Source organism: Robbsia betulipollinis, from assembly GCF_026624755.1.
In the GTDB taxonomy this organism is placed as follows: Bacteria; Pseudomonadota; Gammaproteobacteria; order Burkholderiales; family Burkholderiaceae; genus Robbsia; species Robbsia betulipollinis.
This window is the reverse complement of sequence record NZ_JAPMXC010000001.1, coordinates 503,243-526,367: the sequence shown is the minus strand read 5'-3', so window position 1 is coordinate 526,367 and position 23,125 is coordinate 503,243. Positions and strand designations below refer to the sequence as shown.

Below are 23,125 nucleotides of genomic sequence, written 5' to 3'. Positions count from 1 at the left end.
GCATGCGGGCCGACGGATCTTCAATCCATCTTCAACGCACCTTCGCCGGATGCTCCTTGCCGCGCAACGCCGAATGGTGCCGTCCATACGAGAAATACACCGCCAAACCGAGAACCAGCCAGATCACCAGCCGCGCCCAGGTTGCGAGCGGCAGGCCGAACATCAGGAGCAGACAGAACAGGATACCGAGGATCGGCACCACCGGCACGGCGGGCACGCGGAACGGGCGCGGCCGGTTGCGCTCGCTGCGGCGCAGATAGATGACCGCCGCGCATACCAGCGTGAAGGCGAACAGGGTGCCGATGCTGACCATCTCGCCGAGAATGCCGATCGGCACCAGCGCGGCGACGATCGCGACCACCACGCCGATCATCGCCTGGCTCAGATACGGCGTGCGCAGGCGCGGATGGATGCGCGCGAACACCGCGGGCAGCAAGCCGTCGTGCGCCATCGTGTAGAAGATGCGGCTCTGGCCGTAGAGCAGCACCAGGATCACCGTGGTCAGGCCGGTCAGCGCGCCGAGCTTGATCAGGATAGAGAACCACGGCAAGCCGATGACGTCCACGCCCTTGGCGATCGGATCGGCGACGTTCAACCGTGCGTACGGCACGAGCCCGGTGAGCACCGCGGCGACGGCGATATACAGGACGGTGCAGATCACCAGCGAACCCAGGATGCCGATCGGCATGTCGCGCTGCGGACGCTTCGCTTCCTGCGCGGCGGTGGAGACCGCATCGAAGCCGATGAACGCGAAGAATACGACCGAGGCGCCGCGCAGGATGCCGCTCCAGCCGAAATGACCGAAGGTGCCGGTGTTCGGCGGAATGAATGGCGTCCAGTTGATGCGCCGTACCGAAAATGCGCCCAGCGCGATGAAGGCCACCACGACCACGAGTTTGACGGCGACCATGACGTTGTTCAGCTTCGCGGATTCGCTGGTGCCCAGCATCAACAGTCCGGTCAGCAGGAGGACGATCGCGGCGGCGGGGAGATTGAGCAGGGCGGTGGCGTGCGCGCCGCCGTCCAGCACGATGGCGGTGCCGGGCGCCGCGGTGAAGACGGGCGGCAGCGTGACCCCCACGTTTTTCAGCACGCTGACGACATAGCCGGACCAGCCGACGGCGACCGTCGCGCCGCCCATCGCGTATTCCAGGATCAGGTCCCAGCCGATCATCCAGGCGAACAGTTCGCCGAGCGTCGCGTAGGTATAGGTGTAGCTGCTGCCGCTCACGGGAATCAGCGCGGCGAGTTCGGCGTAGCAGAGGCCGACGAACGCGCAGGCGACGCCGCCGAGGACGAAGGACAACATGATGGCCGGCCCGGCGTAGCGCGCCGCCGCGGTGCCGGTCAGCACGAAAATGCCGGCGCCGACGATCGCGCCGATGCCCATCGCGGTGATACTGGTCGCGCCGAGGGTTTTCGTCATCGGCTGACCGCCGCCCCGTACTCCGTGGGCACCGTCGACGATATCCGCCACGCTCTTGCGTGCGCTGATTCCGGAATGCTCTGTCAAGGCGTTCTCCTGGAAATCGACGATGCCGTCGCGGTGCGGCGGTGCCGGGCCGGTGTTGCCCCGGTGTTGCCCCGGTATTGCCCGTCTCGTTCGATGCAGCATACGCCCGCCGAAATGACGCGGGAAAGAATTCGGCGTCGTTGGCACACCACGATTACCCTGGCTCGCGCCGCCACCTTACAATTCGCTTTATCATGCGCCATACCGTTACACGGCGACGCCGGACATCACAGGAAAAGGCAATGACCCCGCAGGAAAAGACCCAAGGCCGGCCGGAAAATCCGGTCGAGCATCTGATCGAGCAGGGCCTGTTCGCAAGCCGCTGGATCCTCGCGCCCATCTACATCGGTTTGTCGTTGAGCCTGCTGTTGATCCTGTTCAAGTTCGGACAGGAAGCGTGGGAGATGGCCAAGCATATCGTCTCCATCAGCGTCGAGAACACGATCCTCGGCATCCTGGGTCTGATCGACCTGTCCCTGATGGCGAATCTGCTGTTGATGATCGTCTTCGGCGGATATCAGAATTTCGTGTCGAAGCTGGAGCTGGACGGTCATGAGGACACGCCCGACTGGATCGGGCATGTGGGGTTCGGCGATCTGAAACTGAAATTGATGGCGTCGATCGTGGCCATCTCGGCGATCGAGCTGCTCAAATATTTTTTGACGATCGAGCAGGTCAGCAACCGGACGATGACCTGGGGCATCGCGATCCACATCACGTTCGTGGTGTCGGCGGTGCTGCTGGCGGCGATGGATTATGTGATGTCGCGCGTGCGCAATGACGCTGCGCAGTGATCCTGCATGAGCACGGTTCGGGGCCGCCGTCGACGGGGGATGTCGATCGGCGGCCCGGCTGACGACCGATTTCGCGCCGCTTACGGTGCGTTTCCGGAGAGGTCGCGTACGGTGTAGGGCTTCTGGAAGCCCGGGGCGAGCATGAACCGGCCATACCAATCGATCGTCGCCGGCTCCACCACCGGACCGGGGCCCGGGCGGTAACTCGATGCCAGATCGGGGTCGCCGTGCCCGACGTAATGCGCGATCGCCGGGAAGGGGTAGATGGGCCGGCTTGCGAGCGCGGGCTGGTTCGGCGTGGCGACCGGCGGACGCTCGGCCATTTTCCCCATGCCGCCGCCGCGGCCGTCGCTGCCTCCCATCGGGCCGTTCCCGCGTTGTGCGACGCGATCGGCGACGAGTTGGGCCGGCGCCCTGGCGTTTTCGACCCACGCGATCAAGGGGCTCAGCGTGTCGATTTGCGTAAAGCCATCGCCGCCGCCGCAGTGTCCCACGCCGGGAATCATGAAGAGGCGCAGGAAACGGTCGGTGGGAGCCACGCCCATTTGCGCCTGGACGGCCCGATAGTACGCGACGGAAATTGCCGGCGCGATCGAGAAGTCGGCCCATCCCTGCCACATGAGCAGCTTGCCGCCATGGGAAGCGAACCCGCGCAGGTCGGGATCGGTGGCATCGTTGAGCCCGTGCAGGGCTTGCAGGTGGTCGAACTCGGCCGTGGTGAACGGGAACGTGCGCGGGTCCGATTCGGCGGGCGTGGGGGCGAGGCTGACCACCGGCACCATGCTCTTGAACAAGGCCGCCGACATGACGGGCGCGCCGGCTTTGGCGGGCACGAACGACGTCCACATCAGCTCGGAACCGGGTTCGAGACCGCCCGGCAGGAAGCGGTGCCCGGCGGCATCGGTCGGGCCTTCATACATCTTGCGCGCGGCGCCCCATTCCTCGGTGGTGAGACAGTTCGCCGTGTTGCCGGCGTTCGCCCGGCATGCCACCCATTCCGGCTGCACGCGGCAGGCGCGCGGGTCGCTGAGGAGCCCGTCCTTCACGCCGTCGAGCATGTCGCAGTGCGCGATCACGGCGCGGTGCAGCACGGCAAGCTTCGGCACGAGCAGGATGGGACTGCCGTCGGCGCGCAGGTTGGCGGCCACGCTCCACGCATGGAAAAAGGAATTTTGTATCTGGAACAGCATGGCGGGCGCGCCGGCCGAGATGCCGTCGAAATCGTCCGGATAGCGCTGCGCTTCCATGAGCGCCTCGCGGCCGCCGTCGGAGCAGCCGGAGAAGTAGGCGTAGCGCGCGGGCACGCCGTAGAACGCCCGGATCAAGGCCTTGGCGGCGAGCGCGGTGACGTGATTCGCGCGATAGGCGAAGTCGATGCGTTTTTGCGGATCGGCGGCGAAGGCGGATTCGTCGGCACTGCCCATCGCTGCGGTGTGGCCCATATCGGTAGCGGCGACGGCGAATTCGCCGTCGAGCGCCGGGCGGCACGAACCGGCGTTGCCGATGCTGGCGTTGATCGATCCGCACAGCCCGCCGCAACCGGCCTGCAGGTAGCGTCCCCGCCATTTCGAGATTGGCAGGTCGAGCTTGAAACCGATGGTGGGCGCGATGTTGCCGCTGACCTCGCAGAACGCGCCTTGAGGCGTGGTCAGCTGTTTCGTGGTGAGCGTGGCGGGCGCGCCGACCACATCGTCCAACGCGGTGCGCGCCAGGTTTTCGCAGCTCTGCACCGGCGTCACGGCGTGCGCCGGGCCGTTCGTCGCGGCCCGGGCGGGCGCGGCGGCGGCGAGTGCGAGACCGAGGAGCAAGGCGGTCCAGACCGCCAGGACGACGCGGTTTACGGCAGAACAACGATCGATCGACAAAACGTGCATTTCGGGAAAGGTGTGCGGCAAAAGGGGGTCTCAGTATATCCCGGCCCCGGTGCCCGTCGTTCCGCGCGCGGCGCGGTCGTTTCTTACGGCAGGTTGACGGCGGCCGCGCATGCAGGCGGCATGGCCGGAGATCGCGTCGGGCGCGCGATCCCGGAATAGTCACACTCTGTCTCCGGACGAACCGCACGCGCAGCGGTGTTAACCCGCATTGGAAAGGCGAATAGTCTTACTATAATGAGCGGCAAAATGGAGATAACCTGTGTCCGCTCACACGCCCAAGCCGCCCAAACGCCCGTTGCGCTCCGCTCAGTGGTTCGGCACCGCCGACAAGAACGGCTTCATGTACCGCAGCTGGATGAAAAACCAGGGCATTCCGGACCATGAATTCCAGGGCAAGCCGATCATCGGCATCTGCAATACCTGGTCGGAACTGACGCCTTGCAACGCGCACTTCCGCAAGCTGGCGGAGCATGTCAGGCGCGGCGTATTCGAGGCGGGCGGTTTCCCGGTCGAATTTCCGGTGTTCTCGAACGGTGAGTCGAACCTGCGGCCCACGGCGATGTTTACGCGCAACCTCGCCAGCATGGATGTCGAGGAATCGATCCGCGGCAATCCGGTGGATGCGGTGGTGCTGCTGGTGGGCTGCGACAAGACCACGCCGGCGCTGTTGATGGGCGCGGCGAGCTGCGACGTGCCGGCGATCGCGGTGAGTGGCGGACCGATGCTCAACGGCAAGCATCACGGCAAGGACATCGGGTCGGGCACCGTGGTCTGGCAACTGAGCGAGCAGGTGAAGGCGGGCAAGATCACGCTGCACGAGTTCATGTCGGCGGAAGCGGGCATGTCCCGTTCGGCGGGCACCTGCAACACGATGGGCACCGCGTCGACGATGGCGTGCATGGCCGAGGCGCTCGGCGTGACGCTGCCGCACAATGCCGCGATCCCGGCGGTGGACGCGCGCCGCTACGTCCTCGCGCATATGTCCGGCATGCGCATCGTCGACATGGCGCTGGAGGACCTCACGCTGTCGAAACTGCTGACGAAGGAAGCCTTCGAGAACGCGATCCGCATCAACGCGGCGATCGGCGGCTCGACCAACGCGGCCATCCATCTGAAGGCGATCGCCGGACGCATCGGCGTCGCGCTGGAACTCGACGACTGGACGCGCGTGGGCCGGGGCACGCCAACCCTGGTCGACCTGCAGCCTTCGGGACGTTTCCTGATGGAGGAGTTCTATTACGCGGGCGGTTTGCCGGGCGTGATCCGCCGGCTGGGGGAAGCGGGCCTGCTTCCGCATCCCGACGCGCTCACCGCCAATGGCGCGTCGCTCTGGCGCAATTCGCAGGACGCGCCGATCCATGACGAAGAGGTGATCCGGCCGATCGGGAAGCCGCTGGTGCCCGACGGCGGGTTGTGCGTGGTGCGCGGGAACCTGGCGCCAAACGGCGCGGTAGTGAAACCGTCGGCGGCCACCGCGTCGCTGTTGAAGCATCGCGGCCGTGCCGTCGTGTTCGAGAATTTCGACGACTACAAGGCCCGTATCGCCGATCCCGAACTCGACGTCGATGCGAATTCGGTGATGGTCCTGAAAAACTGCGGTCCGAAGGGTTATCCGGGGATGGCGGAAGTCGGCAACATGGGCTTGCCGCCGAAGTTGCTGGCGCAGGGCGTGACCGACATGGTGCGTATCTCGGACGCACGGATGAGCGGCACCGCGTATGGCACGGTGGTGCTGCATGTGGCGCCGGAAGCCCGCGCGGGTGGCCCGCTCGCGGTGGTGCGCGACGGCGACTGGATCGCGCTCGATTGTTTCGCGGGGAGTCTGCAACTGGAAATCGGCGACGCCGAACTGGCCGAGCGCCTTGTCGTCTGGCACGCGGCGCAAACAGCCCTGCCGGCCGACGGCAGCGGCTACCGCAAGCTGTACGTCGACCACGTCCTGCAGGCCGACCAGGGTTGCGATTTCGACTTCCTGGTGGGCTGCCGCGGCGCCGACGTGCCGCGGCACTCGCACTGAAGACGCTCAGGGCTGGGGGCCGTCGAGCAGACTGTCCGCATCGGCCCGGGCGCTTTCCAGCTGCACGAGGCTGGCCTGGCGCGCCGCCAGCGGATCGCGGTTCTGGATCGCGGTGAGGATGGCTTTGTGACGCGGCAGCGACAAGGCCCGCGTGTCGGGGTGCAGGCTCGTGAGCCGGATCGATTCGGACAGCGCGAGGGACAGCATGTCGCCGATATAGGCCAGCATGTCGTTGTGCGTGGCGGCCATGATGGCGCGGTGGAATTCGAGATCGGGCTCGAGCAGATCGGCGGCGCGCTCGGCGTCTTCCATCGCATGGTACGCGGCGTCGATGCGCACCAGGTCGTCCGCGTTCGAAAGCGTCGCCGCGAGGGCGGCGGCGGCCGGTTCGATGATGCGCCGCACCGTCAGCACCGAACGGAAGAATTCTCCCTCTGGCACGCTGCTGAGCGTCCAGTGCAGCACGTCCGGGTCGAGCATGTGCCAACTGGCGCGCGGCGTGACGACGCTGCCCACGCGCGGCTTCGACACCACGAGTCCCTTCGCCACCAGCACCCGGGTCGCTTCGCGCAGCACGGGCCGGCTGACGCCGTATTTTTCGCATAGCAGGGCCTCGGCGGGCAAGCGCTCGCCGGGGGCGACCGTGCCGCTGACGATATCCCTGCCGAGATCCTGCACGATGCGCCCATGCATGCTCTTGCGTTGCGGAAGCTGTCGGTAGTTCATGGCTGAATGAGGGCGGCTCGATGCGTGCGGCGGGACCGATGGCGCGATAACGACGAATGCCAGATAGTACGACGTTCCGGTCCCGGCCGACGATCTTTGCCTTTTTCCCTCGATTGCGCGCACGGGGCGTCGCCGGGCGCGGGACGCGCGACTTTCAGCTGAGCGGAACGTCCGCCGCGTGCGTGGCGAAGGCGGTCAGCGCGGCGGGCGACGGACTGTCGATATAGTCGCGGATGCCGTTCGCCGGCAGGGGGCGGCTGAAAAAATAGCCCTGCACCTGCATGCAGCCCTGCGCGTGCACCAGTCCGAGCTGTTCCTGGGTTTCGACGCCCTCGGCGATGACCGTCATGCCCAGGCTGTTCGCCATCCCGATAATGGCCCGCACGATGGCGAGGCTGCCGCTGTCTCCGGTGCTCGCATGCACGAACGACTTGTCGATCTTCACCTTGTCGAAGGGGAAGCTGCGCAGATAGCTCAGCGAGGAATAGCCGGTCCCGAAATCGTCGAGCGCGAAACTCACGCCGCGCGAGCGTAACGCGTGCAGGGTCGCGAGCACCGTGTCGTCCGCTTCGAGGAACACCGATTCGGTGATTTCGAGTTCGAGCCGTTCGGGCGGCAGGCCGCTGTCGCGCAGCGCCGCGTCGACGACCCGCAGCAGGGAGGCGTCGCGGAACTGGACCGGCGAGAGATTCACCGCGACCCGAATGCCGGCGGGCCAGTGCAGCGCTTCCTCGCAGGCATGCCGCAGCACCCATTCGCCGATCGGCACGATCAGGCCGGTTTCCTCGGCAAGGGGAATGAATTTGTCCGGCGGTACCGGTCCGCGTCCGTGATGCGTCCACCGCAGCAGCGTCTCGACCACGGCGACGCGTGACGTGGCGAGGTCGATGATGGGCTGAAACATCAGACTGAATTCCCGGCGATCGAGCGCGAGGCGCAGATCGCTTTGCAGAGACCGTCGCGCCTGGGCGCGTGCATCCATGGCCGCTTCGTAGAAACGCCATGTGCCGCGCCCCTCGGCCTTCGCCCGGTACAGCGCCAGGTCCGCGCATTTGAGCAGATCTTCGGGGGAGCGCGCGTCGGTGGCGGCCAGCGCGATGCCCAGGCTCACGCCGATGCCCACGCGCATGTCCTGCAACTGATACGGCGCGGTGATCGATGCCACGACCCTGCGCGCCAGTTCGGTGGCGCGCGGCGTGTCCGACACCGCCTGGAAGATGGCGAACTCGTCGCCGCCCAGACGGGCGACGACGTCGCTTGCATCGACGCACTCGCGCAGTCGCGCGGCCACCATAGTCAGCAGCGCGTCGCCGGCCGCATGCCCCAGGGTGTCGTTGACGATCTTGAACTGGTCCAGATCCAGCCAGAGCACCGCGAAGCCCGGCGTCGGGGCCGTGAAGGCACGCGCCAGCGTATCCTGGAAACGCAGACGATTCGGCAGGCCGGTCAGGCTGTCGTGACTCGCCATGTGGGCGATCTGCGCCTGCGCTTCCTCGGCGATCGTGACGTCGCTGCCCACGCCCCGGTAGCCGCGGAACGCGCCATCTTTCTCGAAAATGGGTTTGCCGGTGATGCGCCACCAGAATCTCTGACCGTCGATCCGGCCGGGGATCAGCAGGTCGCGAAACGCGTCGCGGCGGTCGAATGCGTCGGCGAGCATGGCGAGGCGGCTCACGGCGACGGTCGAGTCGTCGATCAGCGCGGTGATCCAGTCGAGGAAGTGCAGCCCGTGCAGGTCGTGTTCCGATATCCCCAGGGCCTGGACCATCCGCTCGGAAATATGTTCGAGACGATGATTCGCCTCGGTTCGCCACAACCAGTCGCTCGATTCCTGCTCGAATTCGCGCAGCAGCAGGCCGACGACCTCGCGCTGTTCCTCCAGCTCCATCCTGCCCACGGTGCGCTGGACGAAACTGCGATGGTTGTGCAGCGTGCTGACGATGATCAGCGCGGTATAGACCAGGACGAGGGCCCCCAACAGCGGGCCGGCCGCGCCGCGATTGATCAGCATCGAGACGAAGGTACCGGCCGCGACCGGAATGGATATGGCGAACGCCGCGAGGAGCGTCGGGGCGATCACGACGGAGGACGCGATCAATCCGGAACTGACCCAGACGATCAGCAGGATCTGGTTGGCGTTGGCGAAGGGCGCCAGGTTGATCGGCATCGTCGACCAGAGCAGGCCGATCACGCCGACATGCAGGTTGCGTATCCGATACGTCCGAAGCGCCATTTCCCGCGGTCTGGCCCGGCCTCGCCAGATTACGCTGCGGCGGAAGGCGGCCCCGTAGATCATGATGAAGAGCGCGGCAAATCCCACCAGATAGCCGTGCGGGGCCGAACGCCAGAAGGCGAGGCAGATGCCCAGCGCGGCCAGCACGCCGACGCAGCCGATCGCGCCGCCCAGACTCGCCAGGGTATCGACCTGCTCGACGCGCACGCGCCCCGCCAGATGGGGCGGAACCGCCGGAACGAAACGACTGAAGAAGGAGGACAAATGTCTCATGCGCGGCTCCCATGGGCCGCCGCGAGTCCGTGACCCCTCTCGTGCGTCTTTCCTCTCTCCATGACCGCTGCTTCCGTTGGGTGATTCCGCCTGCGGTGTGCGCGGCGCGCGCGGGAACCTCGGCGGTAGGCGCGCGCCCGGCGTCGATTTCCTGCTTCTCCCCCGATTACGACACGAAACGGGAAATCTTTAGCACCGGACACCGGACACCGGACACCGGGCGCCGGACACCGGGCGCCGGACACCGGGCGCCGGGCGCCGGGCGTCAGGCCGCCACGGGCAACAGGCCGCGGCGCGCCAGCATGGCCTCGGGCCGGGGGTCGCGACCCCGGAAATCCCGATACGCCTGCGCCGGGTCCTGGCCGTTGCCCGCGCCATAGATGTGACGGTGCAGCCGCCGCGCCGCCTCGGGGTCGAACGGGTCGCCCGCCTCCGTGAAAGCGAGATAGCCGTCCGCGTCGAGCACCTCGGCCCACATGTAGACGTAATAGCCGGCCGCGTAGCCATCTCCCGAGAACAGATGCTGAAAGTGCGGCAGGCGGTGCCGCAGGCCGACGTCGGCGGGGACGCCCAGCCGCGCGCGCTGCGTTTGCTCGAATTGCTCGATGTCCACCGGCGTGCCCGCAGGCAGCGCGTGCAGCGCCATGTCGATCAGCGCCGGGGCGACGTATTGCAGGGTCTGCCACCCCTGGTCGAACTGTCTGGCGCGCACGCACCGTTCGATCAGGGCCTCGGGCAGCGGCTCGCCGGTCTCGACATGCCGCGCGTGACGGCGCAGCACCTCGGGTTCGAGCGCCCAGTTCTCGAAAATCTGCGAGGGCAGTTCGACGAAATCGCGCAGGACGCTGGTGCCGGCCAGCCGCTCGTAGGGCACTTGCGAGAGCAGGCCATGCAGACCATGGCCGAATTCGTGGAACAGGGTCTGCACATCGTCGAAGCTCAACAGGGTCGGGCTGGCTTTCGCGAAATTGTTGTTGTTGATGACGATCGGCAGGGTACCGCCGTCGATGCCCGACTGGCTGCGGAAAATATGCATCCAGGCGCCGCTGCGTTTGGTCGGGCGCGCGTAATTGTCGCCGATGAACAGGCCAACGGGTTGCGCCTGCGCGTCGCGCACTTCCCAGAGCCGCGCGTCGGGATGGTACAGCGTGGGATTCGCGATCTCCACGAAATGCACGCCGAACAGGCGGGTCGCGCAGTCGAACATCGCGCCGATCATCGCGTCGAGGGAGAAATACGGTTTGACGACGGCGTCGTCCAGTGCATAACGCTCGGCGCGGATCTTTTCCGCCAGATAGGGCCAGTCCCATGCCGCGATCGGCAAGGGTTCCCCAAGCTGCCGGGCCAGGTCCTCGAGGTCCGCGCGGTCCCGGTCCGCCTGTTGCAGCGCGGGCTGCCAGGCGCGCATCAACAGTGCGTCCACCGCCTCGGGCGTGCGGGCCATGCGGTCCGTCAGAACGTAATGCGCGTAGCTCGGGTAACCGTGCAGGGCCGCCTGTTCCTGGCGCAGGCCGACGATCTGCGCGGCCACCGGGCGGTTGTCGTGCTCGCCCGGGTGTGCGCCGCGTTCGCTGCGCGCCCGCCAGACCCGCTCGCGCAGGGCCCGGTTCGACGAGAAACTCAGGAACGGTTCGACCATCGACGGCGAAAGCGTCAGCACATGGCGTCCCGCCGCCAGCCCGCGCTCGAGCGCCGCCTCCCGCGTGGCCGCGATCAGCGATTCCGGCAAGCCGGCGAAGTCTTCCGGCGTATCCAGCGGCAGCAGGAACGCGGCTTCGTCGGCAAGGACGTTTTGGCCGAAACGGATGTGGAGCGTTGCGAGCGTTTCGGCGTTCGCCGCGTAGCGCTCGCGATCGGCGTTTTCGAGAAGGGCGCCGGCGCGCACGAAATCGAGATGGAGGCGTTCGAGCAACCGGCGCTGGATGGGCGACAGGTCGCCGGCCTCGCGCCGCACCGCGTCGATGCGTGCGAACAGTGGCGCATGCAGGTAGATGGCGTTGCGGTGTGCGGCGAGGCGCGATGCCAGACGGCGTTCCACTTCCTGCAAGGGTGGGGACGTCTCGCTCGATGCCAGGTTGTCCAGCAGCAGTTCCAGGCGCTGTGCCATGCGGCCGGCGCGATCGAAGGCGGCGATCGTATTGTCGAAGTCGGGCGGCGCGGCCTGCGCGGCGATCGCGTCGAGTTCGCGCATGTGCTGCGCCAGCGCGGTCTCGAATGCCGGTTCGAAGTGGTCGATGTGCAGCGCGGCGAAGGGCGGCAGGCCATATGGCGCGGGCCACTCCGCGAACAGGGGATTGGACGGGACAGGGGACATGGGGGCCAGGGACATGCGGGAACGCTCCGGAAGACATGCGCGCCGGAAACGGAAACAGGCGCGCGTTGCGGCGGGGAAACGGCGCGGCGGGGAAGCGCTGCGGATCGGGCCATTTTACGTCGAAGCCCGTTATCGATGGGGCGGGCCGGGCGGCAGTGCCACGCGGCGGTGGCGTAACGGGCGCGTGTTTACGGGCGCCGCCGTGGCGCTTCGTTTACGTGCCGAAACACGAAAGCCGACAGCAGCGTGATGACGCCGACGACGGCGAAGCTCACGCGAAATCCGGCGGTGGTCGAACCCAGCATGTCGGAGAAGATCCGCACCAGCGCGCTGCTGATGGATACGCCCAGGCCGATCGCCAGCATCTGCACCATCGAGAACAGACTGTTGCCGCTGCCGGCCTCGCTCGCCGGCAGCCCTTTCAAGGTCACGCTGTTCATCGCGGCGAACTGCATCGAGTTGCTGCCGCCGAAAATGGCGAGCACGATGCAGGTCAGCACAACGGGCGTATCCGCCGACAGACCGGCGAACGCGACGATCGACGCCCCCACGATCACGGTATTGACCAGCAAAAAGGCACTGTAGCCGTAGCGCTTGATGAGCGGCGCGATCCAGCGCTTGGTGACGGTGCCCGTGAGCGCGGCCGGCAGCATCATCAGGCCCGAGTGCAGCGGCGTATAGCCCAGCCGTAGCTGGAAGAGCAGCGGCAACAGGAAGGGCACGGCGCTCGAACCGATGCGGCACAGCAGGTTGCCGATCAGCCCGATGCTGAAATTCGGTTCGCGAAACAGCGAAAGGTTGAACAGCGGATGTCTGCGCCGCCGCGCATACGGAATATAGAGCAGCGCGGCGGCGATGCTGGTGCCGATCAACCCGGCGGACCAGACCAGCGGATGGTCCTCGCTCGGGCTGTCCAGACCCAGCGAGAAGGTGACCATGCACAGGGACAGCAGCGCGAAGCCGACGAAGTCGAACGGTTGCAGGTCCGCCGCCTTGTCGTCCGCCAGGAAGCGCCGCACCGCGATCATGCCGGCCGCGCCGATCGGGATATTGATCAGGAAGACCCAATGCCAGGACAGTGCCTCGACGAACCAGCCGCCCAGCGTCGGGCCGAGGATCGGGCCGACCTGTCCGGCGATCGAGATGGTCGCGAGCGCGGCGACATAGGCTTCGCCGGACACCCGGCGCAGCACGGCGAGCCGGCCCACCGGCAGCAGCATCGATCCTCCCAGACCCTGCAACACGCGCGCGAACACCAACTGGTTCAGCGTATGCGCGCCGGCGCAGGACAGCGAGCCGATGACGAAGAGCAGGATCGCGGTGAAATACACCGTGCGGGTGCCGAAGCGGTCGGCCAGCCAGCCGGAGGCGGGGGTGAGCAGCGCCATCGTCAACGTATAGGCCACCACCACCGGTTGCATCGCCAGCGGCGAGACGCCGAGCTGGTGCGCCATCGCCGGCAAGGCGGTGTTGACGATCGTGGTGTCCAGCGCCTGCATGAAGAAGCCGGTGGCCACGATCCACAGGAGGGCGGTATTCGAAGAAGGTGTCGAGGGCATTTGTCTGTTGGGCATCGCGATTCACCCGCGTTTGGCGCCGGCCCGCCAAAGCGCTTCCTCGTAACGCGCGAGTGTGCGTTCGAGGGGCGCGAGCTGTGCGACGAGATCCGGCATTCTCCCCTCCCGTCCGGATAGCAGGACCTCGTAAACCCGTTCCTGGAGTTCGTCCATCGTTTGCGCCAGGGGCTGTGCCCAGGACGATGTCGACCGCTGCGCGATCGTCTCGCGTGTCTTCGCGAGCCTCGCGGCGTAGTGTTCGATGTTCGGCAAAATATATTTCCAGGTGCCCGTATCCAGCGTTTCGATCCGTGCGCGCATCACTTGCGCGAGTTCATCGAGACCGTGGTAGACATCGTCAGCGTCAACGAGCAGGTCGTATTTGGCGCTGGAGACGGGGCCCCGCCGCGAGGTTTCCAAGGCGGGGTTGAACCTGCCTGCTCTGCCGAGTTCATTGTCGACCGCGCGCGCCAGCTGCCCGTTCATCGTCACGGTATGCGGCCGGTACGGCGCGCCCCGAATTTCGAACAGGAGAAGGCCCTGGCGCTCGTCGACTCCCATCGCGCCCATCCCATAGTCGATGGAATGATCCCCGGAATGCAACGGATAGCCGGCCGGCGGCGACAGCAGATCCTTGAACAGGGTACCTTCTTCGCGTCCCATCATCGTGGATGCCAGCCAATCCTTGACGCTCGGACCACGTTGCCGGTGATCGGGGTTTGCGTCGTGATGACGGTAGGGCTTCGCGAAAACCCGCTGACCCGGATCGTGCATGTGCAGCGCTTCCATCATCATCGGCACCTGGACGGGGGGCGTTTGCGGCGCGAGGAACAAGGCGCGCACGGCTTCTTGCTCCCGAGGCGACAACAGCTTGGAGAACGCGGCACAAAAGTCGCTGCGCGCCATCATGCGAAACAAAACATGCACCGTTCCCTCCGTGTACGCCGTGCCCTGCGCACGTTCCAGGTACATGACGACGAGCCGGACAAAGGAGCACGCCCTCGGCGGCAACGGCTCGCCGGTGCGCAAGGCATAAAAATCCGCGACCGACCGCGTTTTCAGGCGTATGCCGTCGGCCTGCCGTCTCGTCAGCAATTCGTCGATCAGCGTTGCGACATGATCCAGTCCGACGCCGTACGTCGACTGCAAGCGTCCGGGCATGCGTGCATCGTTCAAATGCAGCACCGCGTCGGTCCTGGCGTCGGGCGCCACGTCTTTCAACCGGACGGTCATGTTGCCGGCAAGCGCGCGTGCGCGAATGGTCGCCGTCATCGCCGTGATCTCTCGTATCGCCGCGCGCACTTCCGTTTCGCTGGCGAGCGGCTCGGTGACGAATTCGAGGTCATATCGGCCCGCGGCGACGCGATCGCACTCCAGTTTCCAGTGAGGCCGCTCCAGCAGAATGAAGCCGCGGCGAAGCGCGTCGCCACCTGCGCCGGTCGTCACGTGGAGGCTGGGGACCTCGATTTCCAGTCCGAATTTCGCTTCGAGCGACGGACTGAATGCAGGAGGCGAGGGGCGTCCCCGCACGCTTGCATCGGGCAGACTCGCGCCCGGACGGCGAGTCCGTGGCTGCAAGCCTTTCGGATTCCCCATGCCCGTGCGCGCCGGCACGCGGCGCGCGAGGCCATCGAAACGCTCATCGGGCAGAGCGGGCCTGGACGTACGCTCTGGATACGGCGCTGCGGCGTCCTGCCTGCGCGTGGGCACGTTCGCCGGATCGACCGCAATGAATTTCCGGATGAAATTTTCCATGATCGGAGCCTGGTCGTGAAGTCGCGCGTCGGCCGCGATGGTGCTGCGGCAGCGTGAGGTCGTGGTGTCGTTTTGTCCGAGACAGGCGGCTCAGATGACCGGATTTTTCGCGCCGTCGAGCGGGATGATCGCACCGGTCACGTAGCTGGCGCGCTCGCTCGCCAGGAACAGCGCGACGTTGGCCACTTCCTCGGGGCGGGCATAGCGCCCGATCGGCACCGCCGCCTCGCCTTTCTGGCGTGCATCCTCGCGCGAGCCGCCGCTGCGGCCGGCTTCCAGATCGAGTGCCTCGTTGACGCGCTCGGTCAGCGTCGCGCCCGGGTTGATCGCGTTGATGCGGATGCCCAGCGGCGCGTAATGGCTGGCGAGTCCCACGCTCGACAGCATCAACGCGGCGTTGGCCGCGCCGCCCGAAAGGTGAATCGACGTCGGCACCTTGCCGCCCTGGCCGATGATGTTGACGATCGCCCCGCGCCGGCGCGTGCGCATTTTCTTCAGCACGGCTTCCTGGGTATTGGCGACCGGAAAGTACTTCGCTTCCATCCCGGCGCGCAATGCCGCGCCGTCGAGCTGATCGGGATCGTAGCGGCGGGCGGCGCCCGCGCTGTTGACCAGGACGTCGATCGGGCCGACGTCGTGTTCGATCCGGTCGATCACGCGCATCGCGTCGTCGTAGTCCGAGAGGTTCGCCGCGTAGCACAGCGCTTCCAGCCCGGCCTCGTGCAGCGTCAGCCGTGCGGTTTCGAGATTGGCGGCGTCGCGCGAGATCAGCACGATGCGTGCGCCCTCGAGTGCGAATGCCTGGGCGCAGGCAAGACCGATGCCTTTGCTGCCCCCGGCGATGACGACGATCTTGCGGGAAAGTTTCAGGTCCATTGCGGAGGTCACCAAAAAGAGAGGACAGCGGCGGCGCGGAACGTCGCGCCCGCCGAATCGGTCAAACGGTTGCTACGGGCGTTATGCGTTCCGCCCGGGCTGCGACAGACGGCGCTCGACGCGCCGCTGCACGAACTCCAGCGCGGTGCACAGCACCCAGTAGACCGCGGCGGCCGTCAGGTAGAACGGCAGCGTGTAGAAGGTCGAGGCGATCAGCTCTTGCGCGCTGCGCAGCAGTTCGGTGACGGTGATGACCGAGACGAGCGACGTGTCCTTGATCAGGCTGATCAGGCTGTTCGCCAGGCTCGGCGTGGCGAGCCGCAACGCCTGCGGCGCGATGACGTGGCGCAGTGCCTGACGCCGGTTCAGCCCCAGGCTGGCGGCGGCCAGCCACTGCCCGCGCGGAATGCCGAGGATCGCGCCGCGCATGCTTTCCGACAGATACGCCGCGGCGTTCGCCGACAAGGCGATGACGCCGGCGGGCGTGGGATCGAGCGCGATCCCCACTGCCGGCAGGCCGTAATAGACCACGAAGATCTGCACCAGCAGCGGCGTGCCGCGCATGAGGCTGACGTAGGCGCGCGCCAGGAAAACGAGCGCGCGGTTCTCGCTGATGCCCATCGTGGCGATGACCGCGCCCGCCAGCAGTCCGAAGAACATCGACAGCAGCGCGAATTTGACCGTCAATAGCGCGCCCAGGCCGAGGACCGGCAGGGACTGGAGCAGGACATCGCTGAAATTCATCGGGCGTCAGGGGATCGCTAGGTCAGTGTGTCAGTGTGTCAGTGTGTCGACGCGGTCAGCGGCTTCGACACGTCCACACCGAACCATTTGTCCGACAGCTTCGTCAGCGTGCCGTCCTGTGACATCGCGGCGAGCGCGGCGTCGACCGCCTTGGCGAATTGCGGATTGCCCTTGCGGAACGGAATCGCCGTCGCCGCCGGCGCGCCCGCGGTGCCGCTGGTACGCAACGGCAGGTTCGCGTGCTTGAGCAGATAGGCCAGCATCAGGCGGTCGTTGAGCGCGGCGTCGATGCGTCCGGCGGCCAGGTCGCGCAGGTATTCCGGCGCGCCGGGGTAGGTACGGATGTCGATGCCGGGCACCGCCTTCGCCATGTCGTTGTAGTTGCTGCCCAGCGAGACGCCCAGCTTGTGACCCTTCAGGTCGTCGAGCGAGTTGAACTGACGCTTGTCGTCGCTGCGCTGGATCAACTGGCCGATCGAATAGGTATAGGGCGTCGAGAAATCGAGTTGCTGCTGGCGTGCCGGCGTGACGCCCACCTGGTTGACGATGACGTCGTACTTGCCGGCTTGCAGGCCGGCGATGATGCCGCTCCATTCGGTCGTGACGAAGGCGGCCTTCACGCCCAGGCGGCGCGCGAGTTCGCGCGCGACGTCGACATCGTAACCTTGCAGTTCGCCGGACGGCGTCTTGAAACCGAACGGCGGGTAGGTACCCTCGAGGCCGATTTCCAGCGTGCCGCGCTGCTTGACGGTATCGAGCAGATCGGCGGCGTGGGCGACGCCGGCGCTGACCAGCGTGATGCCGAGCAGGCCGGTCAGTGCGATTTTCTTCAGAAACGATGCAGTCATGGTCGTCATCCTCTTCTTTTCTTATGGGACCGTCATCCTAGCGCATCGCGCGCCATCGTGCGGTGTGCGCTCAACTCGCCGGAACGGTGATGACGGGTGTCTTCACTTCCTGATTCGACTGGGCCAGCGCCATCAGATTCTGCACGATGGTCAGCGCGTATTTCGAATCGAAGTCCGATTGCAGAACCCAGTACACATTGCCGCGATAGGTGATTTCGACATACGTGTCGGCGGGCGCCTTGGGTCCCGAATGGACGACCACGGTCGGACGGGTCTCGCCGCCGATCAGCGCGACCGTCGGCATGGTCGCGCCGCTTTTCACGTCGGCCGCCGGCACGTCGACCTGGGCGCCGAGGTTGCTCAGGATGCTCAGCACCGAACGCGGCACCATCGGAATCGTGTCGCCCCGGTCGAGCGTCTGGCCGTAGATCACCTGATACGTTTTCGTCTTGTCGGAGAGGCGCAGCAGGCGCCGCACGGTGGCGAGATCCTGCGCGGTCTGGGGCGATTCGCCGCTGGGCGTGGCGCCGAGCGTGATCGAGACGCCGCCGACATGGTTGACCTCGCTGTACGCGACGGTCAGCTCGCCGGCGAGTTGCAGGCGGCGCAGCACGTGCAGCAATTCGAAGAATCGCGGCGAGCCGTTGCCGTTCGGACCGCCCAGCGAGGAGCCATTCTGCAGGCCGCCGACCGACTGCGCGGTCAGGCGCAGCAGCAGGTCGATCGGCGTGCCGCTATCGGCCAGCGGCAGGAACAGCGTCGGCGGCAGCGGCCGGATGAAGGCGGTCGCATACGCCTCGCCGGTGGTCGGCGTAAAGGTGAAGGTCGGATGGTTCGAGTACGACATCGTGCTGTTCGCGTTCGCCCGGGCGTAATTCAGGCTGCTCTGACCCGCGGTGACCAGTGCCGTGGCGCTGGCGTCGAACGAATAGGCAGCGATGATCTGGCTGACGTTCAGGAAGCCGGGGGTGTCGGCATAACGGAGTCCGACGACCGCGGACAGGATCTCGCGCTTCGTCGCGTCGCCGAGTGCGCGCGCGTAGTCCACTTGATCGGCGCGCAGGCGCTGCGCGCCGAGCGAGGTGCAGCCGTTGATGCCGATCGTGGCGCAAAGGGCGGCGAGCAGGAGAATCTTTTTTGTCATGAAATAACCGAAACGGGATCCGCGGAAATCAGGAAGGCCTCTATCGTACTGGAAGATCGCCGCACGCGACGCCCGCGCGATGGCTCCCGTGAAGGGATTCGGCGGCATGGCGAGCGGGAAAAGGAAACTGGCGGGGGGCAGGAGGAAACGGGGCAGGGGCGCAGGATCGGGCACGGACGGCACGCCGCCGGGGCGGCGCGCCAGTGCGGAATTAGTGATCCCGCTTCACGGCCAGCGGACCCGGCGCCTGGCAGATCGGCATCATTTCGATCGCATTGATGTTGACGTGCTCGGGCAGCGACAGCAGCCAGCTGACCGTATTGGCGATATCGTCGGCGCTCAGCGGCTCGGTGCCCTGGTAAACGGCTTTCGCCTGATCGGCGTTGCCGCGAAAGCGCGTCTGCGAAAACTCGGTGCCGCCGCACAGTCCCGGCTCGATCGACGACACGCGCACCTTCTTGCCCACCAGATCGCTGCGCAGGTTCAGGCTGAACTGGTGCACGAAGGCCTTGGTCGCGCCGTAGACGTTGCCGCCGGGATAGGGGTAGGTGCCGGCCGTCGAGCCGATGTTGATCACCGCGCCGCTGTTGCGCGCGACCATGCCCGGCAGCGCGGCGTGCGTGCAGTAGATCAGACCCTTGATGTTCGTATCGATCATCGTTTCCCACTCGTCGAGCAAGGCGCGGTCCGCCGGCTCCAGTCCGAGGGCCAGACCGGCGTTGTTGATCAGGCCGTCGATCTGGCCGACCGCGCCCTCGGCCCAGGCGAATGCGGCCTCGACGTCGCTGCGTTTCGTCACGTCCATCACGCGTGGGATCAGCTTGTCGCCGAGTTCGGTCGCCAGTTCCTGCAGACGCTCGAGACGGCGTCCGGTGGCGATGACGGTGTGGCCGTCGGCGATCAGACGGCGGGCGATGGCTTGTCCAAAACCGGCGGTCGCGCCGGTAACGAGAATATTCATGTCTTGGCGAAAAGGTAGGTGGGATGCGTCCTTATCCTAACGCGGATCCCGCGCGCGCGGGGCGGCCGTCAAAATACCGGCGTCCGGCGGATTATCGGCACGGGGGTCGGACCCGGCGGACCCGGCAGGCTCGGTGCTGCGCATGCGCGGCTCGTCGTCTTCCGAATAGACGATATGGGTCTTGCCGTGCGGCTCGGGCAGGCCGTTCTCGCCCAGATTGACGAATACGATGCGCTCGACCGTCAGGATGCTCTTCAGCGTGACCTTGTTGCGCACCTCGCAGCGCAGGCTGATCGACGTGCGGCCGAAGTGCGTTGCGGTCATGCCGAGTTCGATGACATCGCCCTGACGCGCCGAACTGACGAAATCGATCGACGACATGAACTTGGTCACCACCCGCGGATTGCCCAACTGGCACATCGCGTAGATTGCCGCTTCCTCGTCGATCCAGCGCAACAGGCTGCCGCCGAACAGGGTGCCGTTGGCATTGAGGTCTTCGGGCTTGACCCATTTGCGGGTATGAAAATTCATCACGTTCTCCGGAGGGGCCTGGCCGGCGCGGCTCGGCGCCTATCGCTTACCCCTATAGGCGCTGCATGACGCGCGGCGTAAATTGAAATTTCACTCAATAATAGAACGACGTTCTGTCTAGTAGAACGAGTGTCGTTCGCTGCCCTCCATTCTATGTCGCCGCTTTCCGGAGTACGTGTTCTCGATCTGTCGAATGTCCTGGCGGGTCCCTTCTGCACTTACCAGCTGGCCCTGCTCGGCGCCGAAGTCGTCAAGATCGAAAATCCGGAAGGCGGCGACCTGGCGCGCCGGCTGGGGGCGGACGTCGCGGCGTCGGCACGGGGCATGGGCGCGTCGTTCGTCGCCGTGAACGGCGGCAAGGAATCGCTGACGCTCAATCTGAAACACGAGGCCGGCAAGGCCCTCCTGCGCCGGCTGGTGCGCGATGCCGACGTGCTGGTCGAGAATTTCCGGCCCGGCGTCATGGACCGGTTGGGGCTGGGCGCCGCCGAATTGCTCGCGGTCAATCCGAAACTGGTCTATTGCGCGATCTCCGGTTTCGGCAATGACGGGCCGATGTCGCATCGCCCCGCCTACGACCAGATCATCCAGGGTTTCTCCGGCGCGATGAGCGTCACCGGCGACGACGACAGTGCGCCGTTGCGGGTCGGCTATCCGGTCTCCGACACCGTGGGCGGACTGACCGCGGCGCTGGCGATTTGTGCCGCCGTGCTGGCAGCGCGGCGCGACGGGGAAGGGCGCGTGATCGACGTATCGATGCTCGAATCCACGCTGGCGACGATGGGCTGGGTGGTGTCGAATTACCTGAACGCCGGTGTGGCGCCGATCCCGATGGGAAACGAGAACTTCACCGCCGCGCCGTCGGGAACCTTCGTCTGCGGCGAGGGCCTGTTGAACATCGCCGCGAACGAAACCCGGCAGTTCCTCGCCTTGTGCGAGGTCATCGGCCTGCCCGAACTGGCGCGGGACGCGCGTTTTTCCGAACGCGACGCGCGCAAGCGGCATCGTGCCGCGCTCAAGCGGGAAATCGAAACGGCGCTCGCGGCAGCCAGCGCCGCGCACTGGGAGACGCAGCTCACGGCCGCGGGCGTGCCCGCCGGGCGCGTGCTGAGCGTGCCGGAAGCGCTCGCGCAGCCGCAACTGGCCGAGCGCGCCTTTATCCGTGAACTGGACGATGGCGGGCACGTCCAGCGCGTCACGCGCGCGGGTTTCCGGATGAGCAATGCCGCCGGCGAGCGCGACGCGGCGGGGCCGGACCGACCGGCGCCGCGGCTCTCCGCCCATACCGATGCCTGCCTGCTGCGGCTCGGCGTGCCGCCGGACGAAATCGCGCGGCTGCGCGCCGCCGGCACGATCTGACGTCCGCTTTCCTCTTCTTTTTTCATCCCGCCACCGGCGTGATCCCATGCGGTACCGACTGGAACAGCCCATCATGGAAGCGATCAGATCGCCGGACCCGGCGCACCGCACGCGCGACGCGCACGGCCAGGACGCCGCAAGCCGCGACGCATCGGCCGTGCCCGACGCGCTCGCCACCCCGGAGGCGATCGCCGCGCGTCTCGACCGGCTGCCGGCCACCCGCTACGTGTGGCAGATCGTGATCCTGCTGTCCCTGGGCGGATGCTTCGAATTCTACGACCTGTTCATGACCGGCTATATCGCGCCGGGATTGATCGGCAGCGGCCTGTTCGCGAAAAGCACGACGTCGGTGTTCGCGATGAATTCGATTGCCGCATTCGTCGCGGCCACCTTTCTCGGTCTGTTCATCGGCACGCTGGGGCTGAGCTTTCTGGCCGACCGCTACGGGCGGCGCCGCGTGTTCGTCTGGGCACTGATCGGCTATACCGCGGCGACGGTGGCGATGGCGTTTCAGCACAGCGCGGCGGGCGTCAACCTGTTTCGCCTGCTCGCCGGTCTCGGGCTGGGGCTCGAAATGGTGACGATCAACACGTATGTGGCGGAACTGATGCCGAAGGATCTGCGCGGCCGCGCCTTCGCCGTCACGCAGGTGATTCCGTATTGCGCGGTGCCGACGGTCGCCCTGATGTCGTGGTGGCTCGTGCCGCTGCGGCCGCTCGGGCTCGACGGCTGGCGGTGGGTCGCGCTGGCCAGCGCGCTCGGTGCGCTGGTCATCTGGACGCTGCGCCTGGGCATACCGGAAAGCCCGCGCTGGCTGCTCAGCCGCGCCCGGGTGGCCGAGGCCGATGCGGTGACGCGCGGCATCGAGGCGATCGTCGCACGCCAGTACGGCGCGCCGCTGCCCGCGCCGCGCGGCGTGGAGGCGCCCGCGGCACGCACCGCGCCGCCCGCCTCGCGCGCCCGGCAGACGTCCGGCAACGCCTCCTTCGCCGTCATCCTCCAGGCTCCGTACCGCACGCGCACGGTGATGATGTCGTTGTTCAACGCCATATCGGTGATCGGCTTCTATGGCTTCAGCAACTGGATACCGTCGCTGCTGAGCGCGAAGGGTTTCAGTCTGGTGCACAGCCTCCAGTACTCCTTTCTGATGTCGGTCGCGCTGCCCCTGGGGCCGCTGCTTTTCCTGTATTTCGCCGACAAGGTCGAACGCAAGTGGAGCCTGGTGGCCGCCTGCGGCGCGATCGCGCTGCTCGGCATGGTGCTGGCCGCCCAGACGACGGCGCCGGGGGTGGTCGTGTTCGGCTTTTTCCTGAACCTGACGCTGCCGATCATGACGTATTCGTTCCAGGCGTATCAATCCGAACTGTATCCCACCGAGGTGCGCGCGCGCGCGATCGGCTTCGTCTACTCCTGGAGCCGCCTCAGCGCGATTTTCTCGGGTTTTCTCGTCGCCTTTTTCCTGCGCGACTTCGGTACCCACGGCGTCTTCGTGATGATCTCGTCAAGCATGGTGCTCTCGATGCTGTTGATCGGCGTGCTCGGGCCGAACACGCGGGGCCGCTCGCTCGAAGAGATCGATGCATGAGAGCAGCGCGCATGACGCCCGC

At 66.5% G+C, this 23,125-nt stretch carries 17 protein-coding genes; 4 read left to right on the top strand and 13 right to left on the bottom strand.

The window, feature by feature from the left end:
- Window positions 1–31 precede the first annotated feature (31 nt).
- A complete protein-coding gene (locus OVY01_RS02290; protein WP_267845339.1) occupies window positions 32–1,513 on the bottom strand; it encodes an amino acid permease in 1,482 nt (493 codons plus the stop codon).
- 242 nt (window positions 1,514–1,755) lie between these two features.
- On the opposite strand from OVY01_RS02290, the gene OVY01_RS02285 reads away from it, so the two are divergent.
- Window positions 1,756–2,307 (top strand): TIGR00645 family protein, encoded by a 552-nt coding sequence (locus tag OVY01_RS02285; RefSeq protein ID WP_267845338.1) that lies wholly within the window; start codon window positions 1,756–1,758, stop codon window positions 2,305–2,307.
- Window positions 2,308–2,387: 80 nt separating this feature from the next.
- On the opposite strand, the gene OVY01_RS02280 is transcribed toward OVY01_RS02285, so the two are convergent.
- Entirely contained in the window at window positions 2,388–4,181 is a 1,794-nt protein-coding gene (locus tag OVY01_RS02280; protein WP_267845336.1) for a tannase/feruloyl esterase family alpha/beta hydrolase, read from the bottom strand.
- A 259-nt stretch (window positions 4,182–4,440) separates the two neighbouring features.
- Here OVY01_RS02280 and OVY01_RS02275 point away from each other — a divergent pair, with 259 nt between their 5' ends.
- Window positions 4,441–6,198: an IlvD/Edd family dehydratase gene (locus tag OVY01_RS02275; RefSeq protein ID WP_267845335.1), complete on the top strand. Its 1,758-nt coding sequence runs from the start codon at window positions 4,441–4,443 to the stop codon at window positions 6,196–6,198.
- 6 nt (window positions 6,199–6,204) lie between these two features.
- Here OVY01_RS02275 and OVY01_RS02270 read toward each other — a convergent pair whose 3' ends face one another.
- From OVY01_RS02270 to OVY01_RS02220, 11 genes are all read right to left on the bottom strand, one after another.
- Complete coding sequence (locus tag OVY01_RS02270) at window positions 6,205–6,924, bottom strand: FadR/GntR family transcriptional regulator (RefSeq protein ID WP_267845333.1); 720 nt, start codon at window positions 6,922–6,924, stop codon at window positions 6,205–6,207.
- 154 nt (window positions 6,925–7,078) lie between these two features.
- A complete protein-coding gene (locus OVY01_RS02265; RefSeq protein ID WP_267845331.1) occupies window positions 7,079–9,430 on the bottom strand; it encodes a putative bifunctional diguanylate cyclase/phosphodiesterase in 2,352 nt (783 codons plus the stop codon).
- A 265-nt stretch (window positions 9,431–9,695) separates the two neighbouring features.
- Window positions 9,696–11,744, bottom strand: a complete 2,049-nt coding sequence (locus tag OVY01_RS02260) for a M3 family metallopeptidase (RefSeq protein ID WP_267845329.1) — start codon at window positions 11,742–11,744, stop codon at window positions 9,696–9,698.
- Between the two features lie 188 nt (window positions 11,745–11,932).
- Window positions 11,933–13,303, bottom strand: coding sequence for a multidrug transporter subunit MdtD (gene mdtD / locus OVY01_RS02255; RefSeq protein WP_267845327.1), 1,371 nt, complete (start codon window positions 13,301–13,303; stop codon window positions 11,933–11,935).
- 21 nt (window positions 13,304–13,324) lie between these two features.
- Complete coding sequence (locus OVY01_RS02250; protein ID WP_267845326.1) at window positions 13,325–15,055, bottom strand: hypothetical protein; 1,731 nt, start codon at window positions 15,053–15,055, stop codon at window positions 13,325–13,327.
- Window positions 15,056–15,145: 90 nt separating this feature from the next.
- Window positions 15,146–15,931 carry an SDR family NAD(P)-dependent oxidoreductase gene (locus tag OVY01_RS02245; RefSeq protein ID WP_267845325.1) on the bottom strand — a complete coding sequence of 262 codons (786 nt, stop codon included), beginning with the start codon at window positions 15,929–15,931 and terminating at the stop codon, window positions 15,146–15,148.
- A gap of 81 nt (window positions 15,932–16,012) precedes the next feature.
- Window positions 16,013–16,675: an amino acid ABC transporter permease gene (locus tag OVY01_RS02240; protein ID WP_267845323.1), complete on the bottom strand. Its 663-nt coding sequence runs from the start codon at window positions 16,673–16,675 to the stop codon at window positions 16,013–16,015.
- Window positions 16,676–16,713: 38 nt separating this feature from the next.
- The gene (locus OVY01_RS02235; RefSeq protein ID WP_267845321.1) at window positions 16,714–17,523 is read right to left on the bottom strand and encodes a transporter substrate-binding domain-containing protein; all 810 of its coding nucleotides are present in this window, start codon (window positions 17,521–17,523) and stop codon (window positions 16,714–16,716) included.
- Window positions 17,524–17,593: 70 nt separating this feature from the next.
- Entirely contained in the window at window positions 17,594–18,667 is a 1,074-nt protein-coding gene (locus OVY01_RS02230; RefSeq protein WP_267845319.1) for a hypothetical protein, read from the bottom strand.
- Window positions 18,668–18,878: 211 nt separating this feature from the next.
- Window positions 18,879–19,628 carry an SDR family NAD(P)-dependent oxidoreductase gene (locus OVY01_RS02225; RefSeq protein WP_267845318.1) on the bottom strand — a complete coding sequence of 250 codons (750 nt, stop codon included), beginning with the start codon at window positions 19,626–19,628 and terminating at the stop codon, window positions 18,879–18,881.
- A gap of 36 nt (window positions 19,629–19,664) precedes the next feature.
- On the bottom strand, window positions 19,665–20,159 hold the full coding sequence (locus OVY01_RS02220) for an acyl-CoA thioesterase (protein ID WP_267845316.1): 495 nt from the start codon (window positions 20,157–20,159) through the stop codon (window positions 19,665–19,667).
- Window positions 20,160–20,312: 153 nt separating this feature from the next.
- Here OVY01_RS02220 and OVY01_RS02215 point away from each other — a divergent pair, with 153 nt between their 5' ends.
- Together OVY01_RS02215 and OVY01_RS02210 are read left to right on the top strand one after the other, a co-directional pair.
- Entirely contained in the window at window positions 20,313–21,518 is a 1,206-nt protein-coding gene (locus tag OVY01_RS02215; protein ID WP_267845315.1) for a CaiB/BaiF CoA transferase family protein, read from the top strand.
- A gap of 73 nt (window positions 21,519–21,591) precedes the next feature.
- Entirely contained in the window at window positions 21,592–23,103 is a 1,512-nt protein-coding gene (locus OVY01_RS02210; RefSeq protein ID WP_267845313.1) for an MFS transporter, read from the top strand.
- Window positions 23,104–23,125: the final 22 nt, after the last annotated feature.

Coding starts and splice junctions, on each gene's coding strand:
- OVY01_RS02285 (WP_267845338.1), top strand. CDS start 1,756: ATGACCCCGCAGGAAAAGACCCAAGGCCGGCCGGAAAATCCGGTCGAG.
- OVY01_RS02280 (WP_267845336.1), bottom strand. CDS start 4,181: ATGCACGTTTTGTCGATCGATCGTTGTTCTGCCGTAAACCGCGTCGTC.
- OVY01_RS02270 (WP_267845333.1), bottom strand. CDS start 6,924: ATGAACTACCGACAGCTTCCGCAACGCAAGAGCATGCATGGGCGCATC.
- OVY01_RS02265 (WP_267845331.1), bottom strand. CDS start 9,430: ATGAGACATTTGTCCTCCTTCTTCAGTCGTTTCGTTCCGGCGGTTCCG.
- OVY01_RS02260 (WP_267845329.1), bottom strand. CDS start 11,744: ATGTCCCCTGTCCCGTCCAATCCCCTGTTCGCGGAGTGGCCCGCGCCA.
- mdtD (WP_267845327.1), bottom strand. CDS start 13,303: ATGCCCTCGACACCTTCTTCGAATACCGCCCTCCTGTGGATCGTGGCC.
- OVY01_RS02250 (WP_267845326.1), bottom strand. CDS start 15,055: ATGGAAAATTTCATCCGGAAATTCATTGCGGTCGATCCGGCGAACGTG.
- OVY01_RS02245 (WP_267845325.1), bottom strand. CDS start 15,931: ATGGACCTGAAACTTTCCCGCAAGATCGTCGTCATCGCCGGGGGCAGC.
- OVY01_RS02240 (WP_267845323.1), bottom strand. CDS start 16,675: ATGAATTTCAGCGATGTCCTGCTCCAGTCCCTGCCGGTCCTCGGCCTG.
- OVY01_RS02235 (WP_267845321.1), bottom strand. CDS start 17,523: ATGACTGCATCGTTTCTGAAGAAAATCGCACTGACCGGCCTGCTCGGC.
- OVY01_RS02230 (WP_267845319.1), bottom strand. CDS start 18,667: ATGACAAAAAAGATTCTCCTGCTCGCCGCCCTTTGCGCCACGATCGGC.
- OVY01_RS02225 (WP_267845318.1), bottom strand. CDS start 19,628: ATGAATATTCTCGTTACCGGCGCGACCGCCGGTTTTGGACAAGCCATC.
- OVY01_RS02220 (WP_267845316.1), bottom strand. CDS start 20,159: ATGAATTTTCATACCCGCAAATGGGTCAAGCCCGAAGACCTCAATGCC.
- OVY01_RS02215 (WP_267845315.1), top strand. CDS start 20,313: ATGTCGCCGCTTTCCGGAGTACGTGTTCTCGATCTGTCGAATGTCCTG.
- OVY01_RS02210 (WP_267845313.1), top strand. CDS start 21,592: ATGGAAGCGATCAGATCGCCGGACCCGGCGCACCGCACGCGCGACGCG.